Raw genomic sequence first — 16,319 nt, forward strand, 5'->3', positions numbered from 1 at the left:
CCTTCAGTCCATGACGACCCCGAGCACGCCGAGCCAGCGCGAGCTCACGGTCGGGCTGGGCGCCGGCGGGCTGGCCACCGCCGACATGGTGCTCAACATCGGGCCCCAACACCCGGCGACCCACGGCGTCCTGCGGCTACGCATCGTTGTCGACGGTGAGCGCATCGTCTCGGCCGAGCCGATCGTCGGCTACATGCACCGCGGCGCGGAGAAGCTCTTCGAGGTGCGGGACTACCGCCAGATCGTGGTCCTGGCCAACCGCCACGACTGGCTCTCGGCCTTCTCCTCCGAGCTCGGCGTCGTCCTGGGCGTCGAGCGCATGCTCGGCATCGAGGTGCCCGAGCGCGCCGTCTGGGCCCGCACCCTGCTGGCCGAGCTCAACCGCGTGCTCAACCACCTGATGTTCCTCGGCTCGTATCCGCTGGAGCTGGGCGCGATCACCCCGATCTTCTACGCGTTCCGCGAGCGCGAGGAGCTGCAGGCGGTCATGGAGGAAGCCTCCGGCGGCCGCATGCACTACATGTTCAACCGCGTGGGCGGCCTCAAGGAGGACCTCCCCGCTGGCTGGCTCGACCGCGCCGCGTATGCCGTCGCCGCCGTCCGGAGGCGACTGCCCGACCTCGAGGCGCTCATCGTCGGCAACGAGATCCTCGAGGCGCGCACGCGCGGGGTCGGCGTGCTGTCGCCGGAAACCATTGCGGCGCACGGTGTTTCGGGTCCGATTGCCCGCGCGTCCGGGGTCGACATGGACCTCCGGCGTGACGAGCCGTATCTCGCCTACGCCGAGCTGTTCGCCGAGGGCGGCCCCGGTCGGGTCGTCACCCGCACCGCGGGCGACTGCCTGGCCCGCCTCGAGGTGCTGCTGGAGCAGACCCACGTCGCCCTGGACCTCGCCGACGTGTGCCTCGACCGACTGCGCTCGCTGGCGCGGGGCCCGGTGAACGTCAAGCTGCCCAAGGTTCTCAAGGTGCCCGAGGGTGACCTCTACACGGCCACCGAGAACCCCCTCGGCTTCAACGGGTACTACCTGGTGTCGCGGGGCGAGAAGACGCCGTGGCGCCTCAAGCTGCGGTCGGCGTCCTTCAACAACATCTCGGTGCTCGGCGAGGTGCTGCCCGGCAACCTCATCGCCGACATGGTCGCCATCCTCGGGTCGATGTTCTTCGTCGTCGGCGACATCGACAAATAGGGCTGCGAGTCAGTCGCGGTCGTCCGAGGGCGGCTCGACGCGGCACATCCGCTGGGTCACCATCCCGGCCACGGCGAGCAGCACGGCGCCGCCGCAGACGCCCGCGAGCTGCCACGCGAGGGTCCGGTAACCGGGCAGTCCGAGGTCAGCCAGGGCGTGCGCCTCCTGGGCGGCATACCAGCCGAGCACGGCAGCGCCGGTGAGGGCCGCGGCCTGGGCGAGCACGAGCGTGCGCGCCGCCCGCAGCGCGTTGAGGGGCTTGCGAGCCTCGCCGCGCAGGAACCGCCGCACCGGCAGCCCCGCCGACACGACGAGCAGGGCCATCGCCACCAGCAGGACCGTCGAGATCCATGACACCTGGCTCAGCAGGTGGCCGTTGTCGAGGTAGACGCGCCACCCGATCCACGACAGCAGGCCGACGACCAGCGTGATGCCGAGCAGCTGGCCCCAACGCAGCCCCTCGCCGCCGTTCACCATGGCCCCTCCAGGAGGTCGACCTCGGGCCCGGGTCGGACCCCGGACGTGTCGAGCTCGGCGACGAGGTCGGCGACCCGGCGGACCTGGCCGCCGACCCGCAGCGCGGCCTCAGGCTCGGCCTGGAGCCACGGCACGAGCACGAAGGCCCGCTCGTGCGCCCGCGGGTGCGGCAACGTGAGGGTCGGGCTGTCCATGCGCACGTCGGTGTCGAACACCGGGTCGCCGTACTGGATCAGGTCGAGATCGAGAGTCCTTGGGCCCCAACGGACTTCGCGGGTGCGTCCATGGGCGCGCTCGATGTCGTGCAGGCCCGCGAGCACCGAGGAGGGTGCCAGGTGGGTGGTCCCCGTGACCACCGCGTTCAGGTATGCCGGCTGCTCGGGACCGCCGACCGCATCCGTCTCGACGAGGGGCGACACTTCGATGATGTCGATCAGCCCGTAGAGGCTGACCGCCGCGTCGTGGAGCGTCTCGACGGAGTCGCCGAGGTTGGACCCGAGGGCGATGACCACCGGGCTCTGGCGCTCGCGTGTGACCCGCACGTACACGTCGCCAAACGGGTGGCCGACCGGCGCCTGGGGTTTGTGCACCGTCACCTCGACGGCCTCGACCCGGGGCCTGGAGAGGACACGGTCGGCGATGCGCGCGGCAAGCGCCTCGATCAGGTCGAGGGACTCGCCTTCGACGAGCGTGACGACGTCACTGGCGACCTCGGCGTAGTTGACCGTGTCAGCGAGGTCGTCGCTCGCGCCCGCGGCCGAGAGGTCGACCTCCATGACCACGTCGACGACAAAGGTCTGCCCGTCGCGCTTCTCGAAGTCCAGCACGCCGTGGAACCCCCGCGCCGAGATGCCCTTGATGGCGATCTGGTCGGTCATGGCGCCTCCTTGATGGCGTGCGCGACGCGCATCGCGTCGATCGTGGACGGGACGTGGTGGACCCGGACACCCCACGCTCCCACGGTCAGGGCGTGCGACGACGTCGCTGCGGTGGCGACGTCGCGGTCGCGAGGCGGTCGCGGCTCGCCGTCCCCGACGCCGAGTCGGCCGAGGAAGGCCTTGCGGGAGGCGCCCACCAGGACGGGGAAGCCGAGATCGAGCAGCTGGTCGAGATGCCGCAGCAGGGCCCAGTTGTGGACGGCCAGCTTGGCGAAACCGAAGCCGGGGTCCAGCACCAACCGCTCGGCGCTGATTCCTTGCGAGACGAGCTGGTCGGCGCGCTCGGCGAGCTCGGACCGCACGTCGGCCACGACGTCGCCGTAGACCGCCCGCGACTGCATGTCCGAGCTGTGGCCGCGCCAGTGCATCGCGATGTACGGCACCTGTGCCCCCGCCACCACCTCGACCATCGACTCGTCGGCGAGGCCACCGCTGACGTCGTTGACCAGGCTCGCGCCCGCGTCAAGAGCCGCCTCGGCGACCGAGGCCCGCATGGTGTCGATGGACACGACGGCCCCTGCGGCGCCGAGCGCGGTCACGACCGGCAGGACCCGCCGCAGCTCCTCGGCGACCGAGGGGCGCCCGGCGCCGGGGCGGGTGGACTCACCGCCGACATCGAGGATGTCGGCGCCCTGGGCGAGCAGCTCGAGCCCGTGGGCGATGGCAGCCGTGGGCTCGAACCACTCGCCGCCGTCGCTGAACGAGTCGGGCGTGACGTTGACGACCCCCATGACCACCGGCAGGCCGTCGGCCCGGCTGATCGGCCAGGCGGCCGTCATCGGGCGCCGCCCAGGCGGCCGAGTCGGGGCCACGCGAGGAAGGCCTCTGCCTCGAGCGCTGCCAGGCCGACCCGCGGCAGGTCCGAGGCCGTGGGGTAGACGAGGAAGCGTGGCTGCCAGGTCGGCTGGAACTTGGCGTTAAACCGGTACAGGCTCTCGATCTGCAGCCAGCGCGAGGCGAGCAGCAGGATCCGTCGCCACACCCGCAGAACCGGGCCGGCGCCGAGCTTCTCGCCACGCTCGAGCGCCGAGCGGAAGGCCGCGAAGTTGAGGGAGACGCGCTCGACCCCGAGGTCGGGTGCGGCCTTCAGGGCCTCGACGATCATGAGCTCGTTGACCCCGGCATCGGCCGTCGAGTCCCGCCGCATCACGTCGAGCGACATGCCGTCGGTTCCCCAGGGGACGAACTGGAGGAAGGCTCGCACGATCCCGTCGTGGCGCGCCGCGACGAACACGCAGTCGGGGTCGCTCTCGTCGAGCAGGCGGCCCAGCGCCATCGAGAACCCGCGCTCGGTGTCCGTGGAGCGCCAGGCGGCCGCATCGCGCATCGCGCGGTCACGCACGCTCTGGGGCACGTCGCGGACGCGACACACCTCCACGGCATACCCCGCCCGGGCGATGCGCCCGACCATCTGGCGGACGTTGCGCATGGGGCGACCCTCGAGGGAGAAGTGCGCGGTCTGCACCACGGCCTCGTCGCCGAGCTCCAATGCGGCGAAGCCGGTCTCGCGAACCCACCGCGTGCCTGCCTGCTCGGAGCACCCGAGGACCGCCGGCGTCCACGCATGCGCGGCCGCCTCCTCGAGGAATGCCTTGATCGACCCGGGCCACGCCTCGGGGTCGCCAAGGGGGTCGCCACTGGCCAGCATGACGCCCGACACGACGCGGTAGGCGATGGCGGACTTTCCGGTGGGCGACCAGATGACCGACTTGTCACGGCGGGTGTTGAAGTAGGCCAGCGAGTCGGCATGACGCGCCATCAGCTGGCGCAGCCTGGTCGCATCGGCATCGGTGAGCTCGGGGCGCGGCTCCGGTGGACGCAGCGCGAGGTAGACGGTGGTGAGGATCGTCATGAGCCCCAGGCCCAGGAGCAGCGAACCCACGATGTCGCCGGCACGGTCGCGGGTGAAGGTCAGCGGGCCGTTCGCGCCCACGAGGCCGAAGAGGATCTCCTCGGCCACGGGGGTCACCCCGGGCCAACCGCCGCGGATGTCGTGGCGGTTGAGCCAGAGCACCGACCCCCCGGCGACCACCGAGACCGCGAACAGGACGGCACCCGCCCGCACTGCCCGCCAGCGCGTCGAGGGGTCGCCCAACGCGCGGAACTCGTTGCGGTAGAGCAGCAGCAGCGTCAGACCGGCGCACGCCATCGTCGCGGCGACCGGTTCGAACTTGACCAGGTGCAGACCCGCGGAGATCGCGAGCAGCGCCGTGGCCGCGCGCCAGGCGCGGATCTTGCGCCGCTTGAGGGAGTGCCCGAGGACGATGAGCAGGATGCCGGAGACGACGGTCGCCGCCGCGGCTGCCGCAGACAGGGCGCCGGGAAGCACCTCGGTGAGGTTGTGCAGCCTGACGCGCCAGCTGTGCAGCAGCCCGGTGAGCAGGTCGAGCAGGCCGATCAGGTAGGTCAGGTTCCCGAGCAGACGCGGGACCCGGTTGGCGGTGAAGAAGCCGGGCAGCCGGCTGGTCGTGCTCTTGGTGGCCTGGTCCTCGGTCACCGTTTGCCGCCCAGCAGCAACGACATCGCCTCCGCACGGGTGGCCGGGTCGCGCAGCTGGCCTCGGACGGCTGACGTGATGGTGCGCGACCCGGGCTTGCGGATGCCGCGCATGGACATGCACAGGTGCTCGCACTCGACGACCACGATGACGCCCTGGGCGCCGAGGTGGGTGACGATGGCGTCGGCGACCTGGGTGGTCAGCCGCTCCTGGACCTGGGGGCGGCGGGCGTACATCTCGACCAGCCGGGCGAGCTTGGACAGCCCGGTGACCCGGCCGTCCTTGCCCGGGATGTAGCCGACGTGGGCCACCCCGTGGAAGGGCACGAGGTGGTGTTCGCACATCGAGTACACCTCGATGTCGCGCACCAGGATCATCTCCTCGTGTTCGATCTCGAACGTCTTGGACAGCACGTCGGCAGCGTCGAGGGCCAGCCCGGCGAAGAACTCGCCGTACGCCCGCGCCACCCGGGCCGGCGTCTCGACCAGACCCTCGCGGTCCGGGTCCTCACCGACCGCGAGCAGCAGCTCGCGCACGGCAGCCTCGGCACGCGGCTGGTCGACCACGTGCCGCGCGTCCTCAGTGCTCACGAGGATCGACCTGGCCGCCCTCCGGCACCTCGATCACCTGGGTGGGCGGGTGCTCCTCGGAGACCACCGCGCCCTCCTTTGCGGCCTTGTCGATGGCCTCGGCGGCCCTGGGGTCGCTGCCCGCGGACTCGAGCCCATGGACCGAGCCGTTCTGGGCGGCGACCTCGGCCGGGGTGAGCACCGGCGGCTGGTCGGAGAGCAGACGGGTGTCACTCGACAGCCAGGTCGGCCGGAGCGGGCGCTTGCGCACCGGCTCGAAGATGGCCGCGAGCTCCTTGGCGTTGAGCGTCTCGTGCTCGAGGAGGTCGAGGACCAACCGGTCGAGGATGTCGCGGTTGTCGTTGATGACGTGCCACGCCTCGTCGTGGGCGTGGTCGATCAGACCGCGCACCTCCTTGTCGACGACGCTCGCGACCTCTTCGGAGTAGTCGCGCTGGTGGCCCATGTCACGGCCGAGGAAGACCTCGCCCGCCGACTGCCCCAGCTTGATCGCGCCCACCCGCTCGCTCATGCCGTACTCGGTGACCATCTTGCGGGCCATCGCCGTGGCCTTCTCGATGTCGTTCGCAGCGCCGGTTGTGGGGTCGTGGAAGACGACCTCCTCGGCGACACGACCACCCATGGCGAACGCCAGCTGGTCGAGGATCTCGTTGCGCGTCGTCGAGTACTTGTCGTCCGTCGGCATGACCATGGTGTACCCGAGGGCGCGTCCGCGCGGCAGGATCGTCACCTTGGTGACGGGGTCGGTGTGGTTCATCGCCGCGGCCACCAGGGCGTGCCCACCCTCGTGGTATGCCGTGATCTTGCGTTCCTTGGCCGACATGATCCGGGTGCGCTTCTGGGGACCGGCGATGACGCGGTCGATGGCCTCGTCGAGGGCGGCGTCGTCGATGAGCAGCTTGTCGCTGCGCGCGGTGAGCAGGGCCGCCTCGTTGAGGACGTTGGCGAGGTCGGCGCCCGTGAAGCCGGGGGTACGCCGTGCGACGGCCAGCAGGTCGACGCCGGTCGCCATCGGCTTGCCCTGCGAGTGCACCTCGAGGATGCGGTGGCGCCCGATCATGTCGGGGGCCTCGACGGCGATCTGGCGGTCGAACCGACCGGGACGCAGCAGGGCAGGGTCGAGGATGTCGGGCCGGTTGGTCGCCGCGATGAGGATGACGTTGGTCTTGACGTCGAAACCGTCCATCTCGACGAGCAGCTGGTTGAGGGTCTGCTCGCGCTCGTCGTGTCCACCGCCGAGGCCGGCACCACGGTGGCGGCCCACGGCGTCGATCTCGTCGACGAAGACGATCGCCGGGGCGTTCGCCTTGGCCTGCTCGAAGAGGTCACGCACTCGCGAGGCACCCACGCCGACGAACATCTCGACGAAGTCGGAACCGGAGATGGAGTAGAACGGCACCCCGGCCTCACCGGCGACAGCGCGCGCCAGCAGCGTCTTGCCCGTGCCGGGCGGCCCGTAGAGGAGGACGCCCTTGGGGATCTTGGCGCCGACCGCGAGGAACTTCGCGGGTTCGGACAGGAACTCCTTGATCTCGTAGAGCTCCTCGACCGCCTCGTCCACACCGGCGACGTCGGCGAAGGTGACCTTGGGGGTGTCCTTGGTCGCCAGCTTGGCGCGTGACTTGCCGAACTGCATGACCCGGGAGCCACCGCCCTGCATCTGGTTCATGAGGAACCAGAACAGACCCAGCAGGATGACCACCGGAAGCAGCGAGCCGAGCAGGGCCAGCAGCGGGTTGGTGTCCTTGACGACCTGGTCGACGCGGCCCGGGGGCTGGTTGTCGTCGAGCAGCTTGATGAAGCTCGGGCCGGCGGCCTCCACGAACTGGGTGCGGACCTTGGTCGCGCCCTTGATGTTCTTGCCGTCGGAGTAGGTCTGGCCGGCCTTGAGGTCGATGTCGACGATCTCGTTGTCCGTGACGACGACCCGCTGGACCTTGTGCTCGGTGATGAGTTGCTCGGCCGCGGAGGTGTCGATCCGGGTGTAGCCACCGGTGTCACTGAGCGAGAACACCATGAGCGTGATCGCGATGACGGCGACCACCCAGAACAGGGGGGCCCGAAGGATGCGCTTGAAATCCATGTGTGTAGCGGGGCTGGGCGCCCCGTGCCTCCTGCTCGATCAGCTTCTGCACCGCGGCCCGACCTGGGCGCGGCGATGCCACGACGGTACTACGGCGGGGAAGGCGCCGTTCGTGCTGGACAACGACCTGAGCGGGCGTGGTGTTCCACCTCGCAGCAGGGCCCGCGCCCGGCGATCAGGCGTACACGTGAGGAGCCAGGGTCCCGACGACGCGCAGGTTGCGGAACTTCTCGGCGTAGTCCAGCCCGTAGCCGACGACGAACTCGTTGGGGATGTCGAACCCGACCCACTTGACGTCGATCTGGACCTTCGCGGCATCCGGCTTGCGCAGCAGGGTGCAGATCTCGACCGACGCGGGCGAGCGCGACTCGAGGTTGGACTTGATCCACGAGAGGGTCAGGCCCGAGTCGACGATGTCCTCGACGATGAGCACGTGCTTGCCGGTGATGTCGGTGTCGAGGTCCTTGAGGATGCGCACGACGCCGGAGGACTTGGTGCCCGAACCGTAGGACGACACCGCCATCCAGTCGACCGGCGCGGTCCCCGGCAGGGCCCGGGACAGGTCGGCCATGACCATGACAGCCCCCTTGAGCACGCCGACGAGGAGCAGGTCCTTGCCGTCGTACTCGGCCCACACCTCCTTGGCCAGCTCTTCCAGCCTGGCGTGGATCTCCCTCCTCGGTGATGAGGACCTTCTCCAGATCGGCTCCCATGTGGGCAGCGTCCACGGCTCTACTCCTGGCTTGGTGCATCGGTGGGTGGTGCGTCGGTGTGGGGGGTGCGGCCCCATTCAACCCGGTCGGGCGCGTCGATGGATACCCGACCGCCAGCGCGGCTGGCCAGCAGCGGGCCCGGGAGGCTGACCGGCCCCTGCCCGTGCCAGCGGGTGAGCAGCGCGTCGCAGGCCTCGGTATGCCGCGCGCTCACCTGTCCAGCTGGCGCTCCGGCTGCGACCGCCAGGCGTCGCCAGACCCGGGTGCGCACGGGCCGCGGCAGTCCGGTCAGCTCGTCGACCGGCCACGGGCCGGCGCCCAGCGCGGCCACGGCGTGGGCCGCGAGGGCGTCGAGCAGGTCGGCGTCCTCGCGCAGCTGGTCGGCAGTGCGGGCCAGGGCGGCGGCAACGCCGGGCCCGAGGTCGGCCTCGAGGTCGGCGAGCGCCGTGCGGGCGCGGACCCGGGTGTAGGCGCGGTCCTCGTTCATGGGGTCGTCCCACCAGGCCAGGCCGAGCGCCGCGCACGAGGCCCGGGTCTGGGCCCGGGATACCCCGAGCAGGGGCCGCCGGAACCGGTCGCGCGCCCGCGGCATACCGGCCAAGGACCGCGCGCCGGCGCCACGGGTCAGCCCGAGGAGGACCTGTTCGGCCTGGTCGTCGAGGGTGTGACCGAGCAGGACCAGCCGGGCACGGTGGCGGTCGGCCGCCTGGGACAGGGCGGCGTAGCGTGCCGTCCGCGCGGCGGCCTCGACGCCGGCCGCCGACGCGGGCACGTCGACTGCAGCGACCTCGACCGGGTCCAGTCCGAGCTCGCGACAGGCCTGCGCGGCGCGCGCGGCCACGGCGGCCGAGTCCGGCTGGAGCTGGTGGTCCACGACCGTGGCCCCGGCTCGCAGCCCCAGGCGCGGGCTCTCGAACGCGGCAGCCGCCGCCAGGGCGAGCGAGTCGGCGCCCCCACTGCAGGCAACGAGCACGACGTCGCCGGGGGCGCACTCCGCGAGCAGGGCGCGCACGGCGACCCGGGTGGCCGCCGTCGCGGGATCCGGGCCGCTCACCCCGCGCTCGTCATCCGTGGACGCGGCTGACCCAGGTCGAGGGGTGCTCGATCTCGGTGGGAAGGGGCAGCGTCTCGGGTGACTCCCAGACGCGGTTGAACCCGTCGACGCCGACGGCGTCGGTCACCGCCCGCACGAACACCGCACCGTCGCGGTACTGGCGCATCTTGGCCTCGAGCCCGAGCAGGCGACGCAGGACCCGGTCAAAGGCACCCACGCCCTTGCGGCGCTCGGTGAACTTGGCGCGGATCTGGGCCACGGAGGGGATCACCTGCGGGCCCACCTCGTCCATGACGACGTCAGCGTGGCCCTCGAGCAACGCCATGATCGCCGTCACCTGGGCGAGCTGGGCGCGCTGCTCCGGACTGGCGATCAGGTCGACCACACCGGCGCCCCCGCTCTTCAGGGCGTCCGGCAGCTGGGTGCCGAGGCGGGTCAGGGTCTCCTGGAGGGTCTCCGGGTCGGGTACGAGGTCGGCGGCGAGGGTGCGGATGCGCTCGACCATGTGGTCGCGCAACCACGGCACCGCCGTGAACTGCACGCGGTGGGTCTCCTCGTGCATGCAGACCCAGAGCCGGAAGTCGCTGGGGTTGACGCCCAGCTCGCGCTCGACCTGCACGAGGTTGGGGGCCACGAGCATGAGCCGGGGGGTCCCGCCGGGCGCGAGGTCGTACTGTCCGAGCACCTTGCTGGCCATGAAGGCGAGGAGGGTGCCGGCCTCGCCACCGGTGACCTTGCCGCCGATCAGCTTCATCGCCTCGGTGGGCGCCTTGCGCTGCCCGTCGACGAGCTTCCCGAACACGGGGTCCATGAGCGCAGACATCGAGTCGGCATTGAGGGCGATCCAGGTGGGACGGTCGACCACGACCGGGGCAGGAGCGTCACCGGGAGCGTGCAGTCGCGCGGTCTCGGCGACGGGTTGCTGCGCTCGCGTCGCAGCGGCCCGCACCTCGGCGACCACTTGGGCGGCCTCGGCGGCGGTGACCCTGGGGCCGGCAGGGACGAGCCGCGCCCCGGTGGTCTTGGCGAACTCCCAGTCGACGTAGCGAGCAGGCGGCGCATGCGTCAGTGGCGCGTCGGGCACGGTCATCACCTCACGGTAGGTCAGCGGCACCCGCATGTCGCGAGCGCCGCCACGAACCGGTCCAACGCCGCCCGGGCGTTGAGCGTTCCCACCCCCGCAGGTATGCCGTCGGCGACGGCGACGTAGGACAGCACCCGGCCGTCGGCGTCGACCACGGTGCCCGCCATGGCGCTGGCACCGGTGAGGGTGCCGGTCTTGGCGCGAGCGATCCCGGCCACGACGTGGGTGCTCTTGGCCAGGAAGCGGTCGTGCAGCGTGCCGCTCAACCCCGCCACCGGGAGTCGGGCGACGATGTCCTGCAGGGCCGGGACCGAGCCGTCGGTGCCCAGCTGGAGGACGTCGGCCAGGACGCTCGGAGGAATCGCCTGCCCGGCCGTTAGGCCACTGGAGTCCCGCAAGGTCACCCCGGTGAGGTCGACTCCCTCGGCGGTCGCCTTCTGCTTCACCAGGGCCACCGCGGCGGCAAAGCTCGCCCCGAGCTTGGCCTTGACGGCGGCTTGGCGGGCGAGCCCCTCGGTCAGGGCGTTGTCGCTGTCGTCGAGGGCCAGGGAGAGCACGTCGCCGATCGGCGCGGATTGCACCGTGCCGAGCACCGGCGCCCCGGCGACCGTCGGCGTGGACCAGGTGGCCTCGGGCGCCAGGGTCGCCGTGATGCCGAGCCGCCCCAGCGCCGCGACGAACGCATGCGCGACGGCGGCCTCGGGATCCCGGGGAGCAGGCTTGCCGGGCACGGCCCGCTGACCCGCCAACCCGAGCATGGACACGCCCCCGGTGTAGCCGGCATACACGTCGGCCTGGGGCCAGCCGGGCGCCCACCGGGGTCCGGCGGCATAGGTGGTGTCGAGGCGGAGCGTGACCGAGCTGGTGCCCGCCGCCTGCAGGGCGGTCGCGACCTGGCTCGCCAGGTCGGCGAGGCCGGCATGCCCCTCGACTGCCGCCGGGTTGCCCGCGCCCGGGGCCAGCATCGTGTCGCCGCCCGCAACCAGCACGATCTCCCTGGGCGTCGCTCCCTGGACCACGGTCGTCGGCAGGGTGGCGTGGGGGTCGAGCGTCGTCACCACGGCCAGGGCGGTGAGCAGCTTCGCGGTCGAGGCAGCCACCCGGGGCCGGTCGGCGTCGACGCTGAGCAGCTCCTGGCCGGTGAAGGCGTCGCGGACGACGAACCCGGGGTGCGGGCCGAGGGCCGGGTCGGTCAGGGCGCCGCCGAGCCTCGCCCGCAGGGCCGAAGCCACCGGGATGGGCGCACCGGCCGATGCGGGCGCGAGCGGCTGGGCTCCGGCATCGACCGTGGGGACGGCCACCGCCGGGCCCACCTTGGCCCTCGATGGCGTCGTCGTCACGATCGGCCTGGGCGCACTGCGCGTGAGGAACCCGGGCACGATGTCGAAGATGTCGAGGGTGAGGTAGCCCGCGAGCAGCACGACGACCGCCGCGACCGCAGCGAGGAAGCGACGCACTCGACCCCCTCGGCACAGGACTTGCGTCATACGGAACACTTGGCGGCGAGCCTAGGTCATTCAGGGCGCGGACAAACGGAAGGGGCAGCGTCGTGGACTTCGACGTCACCATCGAGATTCCCCAGGGCCATCGCAACAAGTACGAGGTCGACCACGAGACCGGACGCATCCGCCTCGACCGGCTCCTGTTCACCTCGACGCGCTACCCCGCCGACTACGGCTACGTCGAGGACAGCCTCGGCGAGGACGGCGACCCGCTCGACGCCCTGGTCCTGCTCGAGGAGCCGACCTTCCCCGGCTGCCTCGTGCGCGCCCGTCCGATCGGCATGTTCCACATGCGCGACGAGGCCGGCGGCGACGACAAGATCCTGTGCGTGCCCGCCGGCGACCCGCGTCAGGCACACATCACCGAGCTCGAGCAGGTCAGCGAGTTCGACCGCCTCGAGATCCAGCACTTCTTCGAGACCTACAAGGACCTCGAGCCCGGCAAGTCCGTCGAGGGCGCTCACTGGGCCGGCCGCGAGGAGTCCGAGCGGGTGGTGCGTGAGTCCATCGAGCGGGCCCGGCAGGCCGGCATGACCACGGCCCGGTGGCGTATGCCGGACGTCGCGGCGCTGCCGATGTCCGACGCCGAGCCGCCCACCGCCTGAGCCGCCTCAGGCGTGCGCGGCGCTGATCAGGGTCGGCCGCCGTACGGCAGCAGGTCGTACCGGTAGATGCTGGCGATGCGGACATCCGCGCCAGTGTGCGGAGCCTCGATCATCTGGCCGTTGCCGATGTAGAGCCCCACGTGGTGGCTGGACGGCCCGTCCGTGCCGTAGAAGACGAGGTCACCAGGGCGAAGATCGCTGATCGCCACCCGCGCGGTCTGGTCCCACTGCGCCCCGGTGTAGTGAGGCAGGCTCACGCCGGCCTGCTGCCAGGCCCGCATCGTCAGGCCCGAGCAGTCGAAGGCGTCCGGTCCGGCCGCGCCCCACCCGTAGGGCTTGCCCAGCTGGGCGTAGGCGTAGGACAGGACCGCGGAGGACCCGCCGCTCTGGGGCGGCGGCGCCTGGACCACGGGGGCGGGGTCAGGCGCCGGGTTCGACGGACCGGGGTTCGAGGACTGCTGGGCGGCGGCACGTGCCGCGGCCTGAGCAGCGGCCTGCTGCGCGGCGGCCGCCTGGGCGGCGGCACGGGCCGCCTCCTGGCGCGCGGCGGCGCGCGCCGCGGCATCCCGAGCCGCCTGCGCGCGCGCTGCGGCCAGGCGCGCCTGGCGAGCGGCCTCAGCGGCGGCGGCCCGGGCCGCCGCGGCGGCGGCGAGCCCGTTCTGACGCTGCTGCTCCAGCGCCACCGAGGTCTTGCGCAGCGTGGCGAGCTTGGCGACCAGGGACTGCTGCTGCTTCTGGATCTGCGTCGCCGCGACCTGGGCCTGGTCGGCCAGGGCCTGCGCGGCATCGCGCGCCTGCTGGGCCTGTACGGCGGCCTTGGCCTGCTCGGCCTGGGCTTGTGCGGCCTGGCGCTTCATCATGTCCGCGACGATCGAGGTCGCGGACGCCTTCTGGAGGGTGCGAGCGCGGGCGTCCCCGACCGCCTGGAGGCCGGTGGCGCGGTCCATCATGTCCTGCGGGCCGGTGCTGGACAGGAAGGCGTCGAGCTCCCCGAGGTTGCCACCCTGCTGGTACACGATCGCGGCATAACGGCGGACCACGAGACTGGCGGCATCGGCGACGGTCTGAGCCTGGGCGGCGCGCTTCTGCGTGGCTGCGGTCTCCGCCTTGCGCTGGGAGAGCCGGTAGAGCGCGCCGTTGTACTCCTCGCCGGCGGCCGCGGCGCGGTCCTGGACATCGGCCAACCGGGCGCTTGCCGCGGCGTACTGGGCGTCGAGGCTGGCGATCTGGCCAGCGGCGCCGGCCACCGCGGCCTTGGCGCTGTCGACCTGCTGCTGCGAGGGGAACACCGGACCGGGGTCTGCCGACGCGGCGAGGGGAGGAGACGGAGGCGAGCACGCCGACGAGCGCGACGGCGGCAACCCCGCGGGTGGCGCGGGCGGCAGGGGTCCGTGGCACGGGAAATGCCTCTCGATCTCGGGTACTGGCAGCCGCATGAGACTAAGGCGCAGTTTTCACTCCGAACACTCCCGTCACAAAAATCCCACCGCAAACGGGCGTCTCCACGAAATGACACCACTGTGGTTTCGCGAGTTACACGGATGTTTTTCAGCAGGCAGCGAGGCGGATTCGATCAGGTGTCCAGCGTCGGTCACAACTCGATAACGAAATCCGCGTTTTCGCAGGTCAGAGCCCCAGAACCGGCGGAAAGCCGGTCCTGCCAGCCAACCCCAAATGCCCGAGTTCTCCGGCCGTTTCGATCGCCACGAACCGCGAGCCGTCGCTCAGGGGACGATCGACTGCCCGGCCCGCAGCGCGGCATACGCCTCGGGGTCGCTCTCCTGCAGGCCCCGCCGCGCCTTGTGGCGGTAGCGCAGGATCTGCACGACGCCCAGGGTCCACACGAGGTACTGGGCCGACATGGCGACCCGGAAGCTGTCGACGGTGTAGGTCGTGGGACCGCCCGGGGCCACGCGGTCGAGGATGAACCCGATCAGGGTCACCGTCGACAGCGAGGCCAGGAAGCCGCCGACGTTGACGATTCCCGTCGCGCTGCCCAGCCGCGTCGGCGGGTTGAAGGTGCGGGCGAGGTCGAAGCCGACGAGCGAGCCGGGCCCACCGACGGCAGTGACCAGGACGAGCACCACGAGCAGCGGCAACGGAGCCCGGCCCGGCCAGAGCAGGACGACTCCCCACACCGTCATGATCGCCACCACGATGCCCAGGATGAGGGTCGAGCGGGAGAAGGGGTACTTGGTGATGAAGCCCCCGATCACTGGGCTGGTGATGACGGTGGTCACCGTCATGAGCATGAGCAGCGTGCCGGCGGTGGAGGGCGAAAGCCCTTGGCCCGCAACGAGAAACGGGTAACCCCACAGCAAGGCGAACACGGTGGCGCCGAACTGCGCCGAGAAGTGCGACCACAGGCCGAGCCGGGTGCCGGGGGTGCGCCAGGCGGCCCGCACGCCCCGGGCGATCGCCCGGACCTTGATCTGGTCGAGCTCGTGGTCGGGGTTGGGCGAGTCCCGCACGAGAAGGAGGACCAGCAGGGCGAACAACACGCCGGCGGCGGCCGAGCTGGCGTAGGACGGGGTCCAACCCCAGCGGTGCAGCGCGTAGACCAGGGGCGAGGCGGCCATCAGCGCACCGAGCTGGCCGGACAGCCCGGTCAGCTGGGACAGCATGGGAATGCGCAGCGGTGGGAACCACAGGGCCACGATGCGCAGCAGGGGGATGAACACCATCGAGTCGCCGATCCCGATGAACACGCGGGCGGCGACCCCCTCGGCAAAGGTCGTCGCGAAGGCGAAGGCGAACTGGGCCACCGTCATGGCGAGCACCCCGCAGAGCAGGAGGCGCTTGGGGCCGAACCGGTCGAGCAACGCCCCGACAGGGATCTGCATCGCGGCGTAGACGAACAGCTGCACCATGGTGAAGATCGACAGCTGGGTCGCGGCGATGTGGAACCGCTCGGTCGCCAGCAGCCCGGCCACGCCGAGGGAGGACCGGTTGAACACGGCGAGGATGTAGATCGCGAGCGCGCTCACGTAGACGATCCACGCCTGGCGACCACCGAGTGGGAACTGGCGGTCGCGGCGGGTCACCGGCACATTGTCGCGTATGCCGCCGGTGCCGCTGCGCGCCGGCTCAGGGACCCGTCGGCGTGGGGACCGCGAGGTGCTCGGCGAGCCCGGCGCGGCCCGAACGCATCATCCAGGCATGGTTGGCGCGCAGGAGTGGGCCGGTCACCGCGGCGGTGCGTGCGAGCAGCCGCGGGGTCACCGCCGCCTCCTGGGCGAACTCCGCCACGGACCCCCGTGCTGGTCGGGGCGCACCACCCACTGGCACCACCCCTCGAGGTCGCCGTGGACTGCCACCCGCAGCACGCCCGCGTCGGCGTCCTGGACCTCGCGCCGCAGCACGAGCTCGAGCGTGTACGGCAGGAAGCTGCGGATCGCCGTGCGTCCCGACTCGTCGTCGATCCGCTCGGCGGTGCGCACCTGCGGCCACCACGCGGCATACCGCTCGACGTCGGCGAGGGCGTCGAAGACGCGGTGGGCCGGGGCCTCGATGGCCCACTCGTGGTGGAAGCGGAAGGTGCGCACACGTCCATTGTCGGGGTGCCCGTGGGGCGCCGAGTACATTCG

15 protein-coding genes and 1 pseudogene are annotated in these 16,319 nt (G+C 71.6%); 2 read left to right on the top strand and 14 right to left on the bottom strand.

All coding sequences use genetic code 11. The features are described from left to right. Positions 1-10 precede the first annotated feature (10 nt). A complete protein-coding gene (locus GKE56_RS11325; protein ID WP_154684630.1) occupies positions 11-1,189 on the top strand; it encodes an NADH-quinone oxidoreductase subunit D in 1,179 nt (392 codons plus the stop codon). 9 nt (positions 1,190-1,198) lie between these two features. Here GKE56_RS11325 and GKE56_RS11330 read toward each other — a convergent pair whose 3' ends face one another. The 10 genes and pseudogenes from GKE56_RS11330 to GKE56_RS11375 form a co-directional block, all read right to left on the bottom strand. Further along, positions 1,199-1,666 carry a DUF3180 domain-containing protein gene (locus GKE56_RS11330; protein ID WP_154684631.1) on the bottom strand — a complete coding sequence of 156 codons (468 nt, stop codon included), beginning with the start codon at positions 1,664-1,666 and terminating at the stop codon, positions 1,199-1,201. Then, positions 1,660-2,544 (bottom strand): 2-amino-4-hydroxy-6-hydroxymethyldihydropteridine diphosphokinase, encoded by an 885-nt coding sequence (gene folK, locus GKE56_RS11335; protein WP_154684632.1) that lies wholly within the window; start codon positions 2,542-2,544, stop codon positions 1,660-1,662. The genes GKE56_RS11330 and folK overlap by 7 nt, the downstream gene beginning before the upstream one ends. Continuing rightward, positions 2,541-3,383, bottom strand: a complete 843-nt coding sequence (gene folP / locus GKE56_RS11340; RefSeq protein ID WP_230208914.1) for a dihydropteroate synthase — start codon at positions 3,381-3,383, stop codon at positions 2,541-2,543. The genes folK and folP overlap by 4 nt, the downstream gene beginning before the upstream one ends. Further along, positions 3,380-5,101: a phosphatidylglycerol lysyltransferase domain-containing protein gene (locus GKE56_RS11345; protein ID WP_230208915.1), complete on the bottom strand. Its 1,722-nt coding sequence runs from the start codon at positions 5,099-5,101 to the stop codon at positions 3,380-3,382. Before GKE56_RS11345 ends, folP begins: the two co-directional genes overlap by 4 nt. Further along, on the bottom strand, positions 5,098-5,691 hold the full coding sequence (gene folE / locus GKE56_RS11350; protein ID WP_195908089.1) for a GTP cyclohydrolase I FolE: 594 nt from the start codon (positions 5,689-5,691) through the stop codon (positions 5,098-5,100). The genes GKE56_RS11345 and folE overlap by 4 nt, the downstream gene beginning before the upstream one ends. Continuing rightward, positions 5,681-7,774, bottom strand: coding sequence for an ATP-dependent zinc metalloprotease FtsH (ftsH, locus tag GKE56_RS11355; protein WP_154684634.1), 2,094 nt, complete (start codon positions 7,772-7,774; stop codon positions 5,681-5,683). The genes folE and ftsH overlap by 11 nt, the downstream gene beginning before the upstream one ends. Positions 7,775-7,949: 175 nt before the next feature. Beyond that, positions 7,950-8,487 (bottom strand): annotated as a pseudogene (gene hpt, locus GKE56_RS11360) (hypoxanthine phosphoribosyltransferase). Positions 8,488-8,506: 19 nt separating this feature from the next. Continuing rightward, positions 8,507-9,541 carry a tRNA lysidine(34) synthetase TilS gene (gene tilS, locus GKE56_RS11365; RefSeq protein WP_154684635.1) on the bottom strand — a complete coding sequence of 345 codons (1,035 nt, stop codon included), beginning with the start codon at positions 9,539-9,541 and terminating at the stop codon, positions 8,507-8,509. Between the two features lie 10 nt (positions 9,542-9,551). Beyond that, entirely contained in the window at positions 9,552-10,631 is a 1,080-nt protein-coding gene (locus GKE56_RS11370; RefSeq protein WP_154684636.1) for a zinc-dependent metalloprotease, read from the bottom strand. A 14-nt stretch (positions 10,632-10,645) separates the two neighbouring features. After that, positions 10,646-12,082, bottom strand: coding sequence for a D-alanyl-D-alanine carboxypeptidase/D-alanyl-D-alanine-endopeptidase (locus tag GKE56_RS11375; RefSeq protein ID WP_230208916.1), 1,437 nt, complete (start codon positions 12,080-12,082; stop codon positions 10,646-10,648). Between the two features lie 92 nt (positions 12,083-12,174). On the opposite strand from GKE56_RS11375, the gene GKE56_RS11380 reads away from it, so the two are divergent. Beyond that, positions 12,175-12,732, top strand: coding sequence for an inorganic diphosphatase (locus GKE56_RS11380; protein ID WP_154684638.1), 558 nt, complete (start codon positions 12,175-12,177; stop codon positions 12,730-12,732). Positions 12,733-12,758: 26 nt separating this feature from the next. Here GKE56_RS11380 and GKE56_RS11385 read toward each other — a convergent pair whose 3' ends face one another. From GKE56_RS11385 to GKE56_RS11400, 4 genes are all read right to left on the bottom strand, one after another. After that, positions 12,759-14,021 (bottom strand): NlpC/P60 family protein, encoded by a 1,263-nt coding sequence (locus tag GKE56_RS11385; RefSeq protein ID WP_154684639.1) that lies wholly within the window; start codon positions 14,019-14,021, stop codon positions 12,759-12,761. Between the two features lie 435 nt (positions 14,022-14,456). Beyond that, entirely contained in the window at positions 14,457-15,776 is a 1,320-nt protein-coding gene (locus tag GKE56_RS11390; RefSeq protein WP_230208917.1) for a nitrate/nitrite transporter, read from the bottom strand. 43 nt (positions 15,777-15,819) lie between these two features. Further along, positions 15,820-15,954, bottom strand: a complete 135-nt coding sequence (locus tag GKE56_RS17850; RefSeq protein WP_255424963.1) for a hypothetical protein — start codon at positions 15,952-15,954, stop codon at positions 15,820-15,822. Beyond that, positions 15,951-16,277 (bottom strand): SRPBCC family protein, encoded by a 327-nt coding sequence (locus tag GKE56_RS11400; protein ID WP_195908090.1) that lies wholly within the window; start codon positions 16,275-16,277, stop codon positions 15,951-15,953. The genes GKE56_RS17850 and GKE56_RS11400 overlap by 4 nt, the downstream gene beginning before the upstream one ends. Between the last annotated feature and the right edge of the window lie 42 nt (positions 16,278-16,319).

Source organism: Nostocoides sp. HKS02, from assembly GCF_009707485.1.
Lineage (GTDB): Bacteria > Actinomycetota > Actinomycetes > Actinomycetales > Dermatophilaceae > Pedococcus.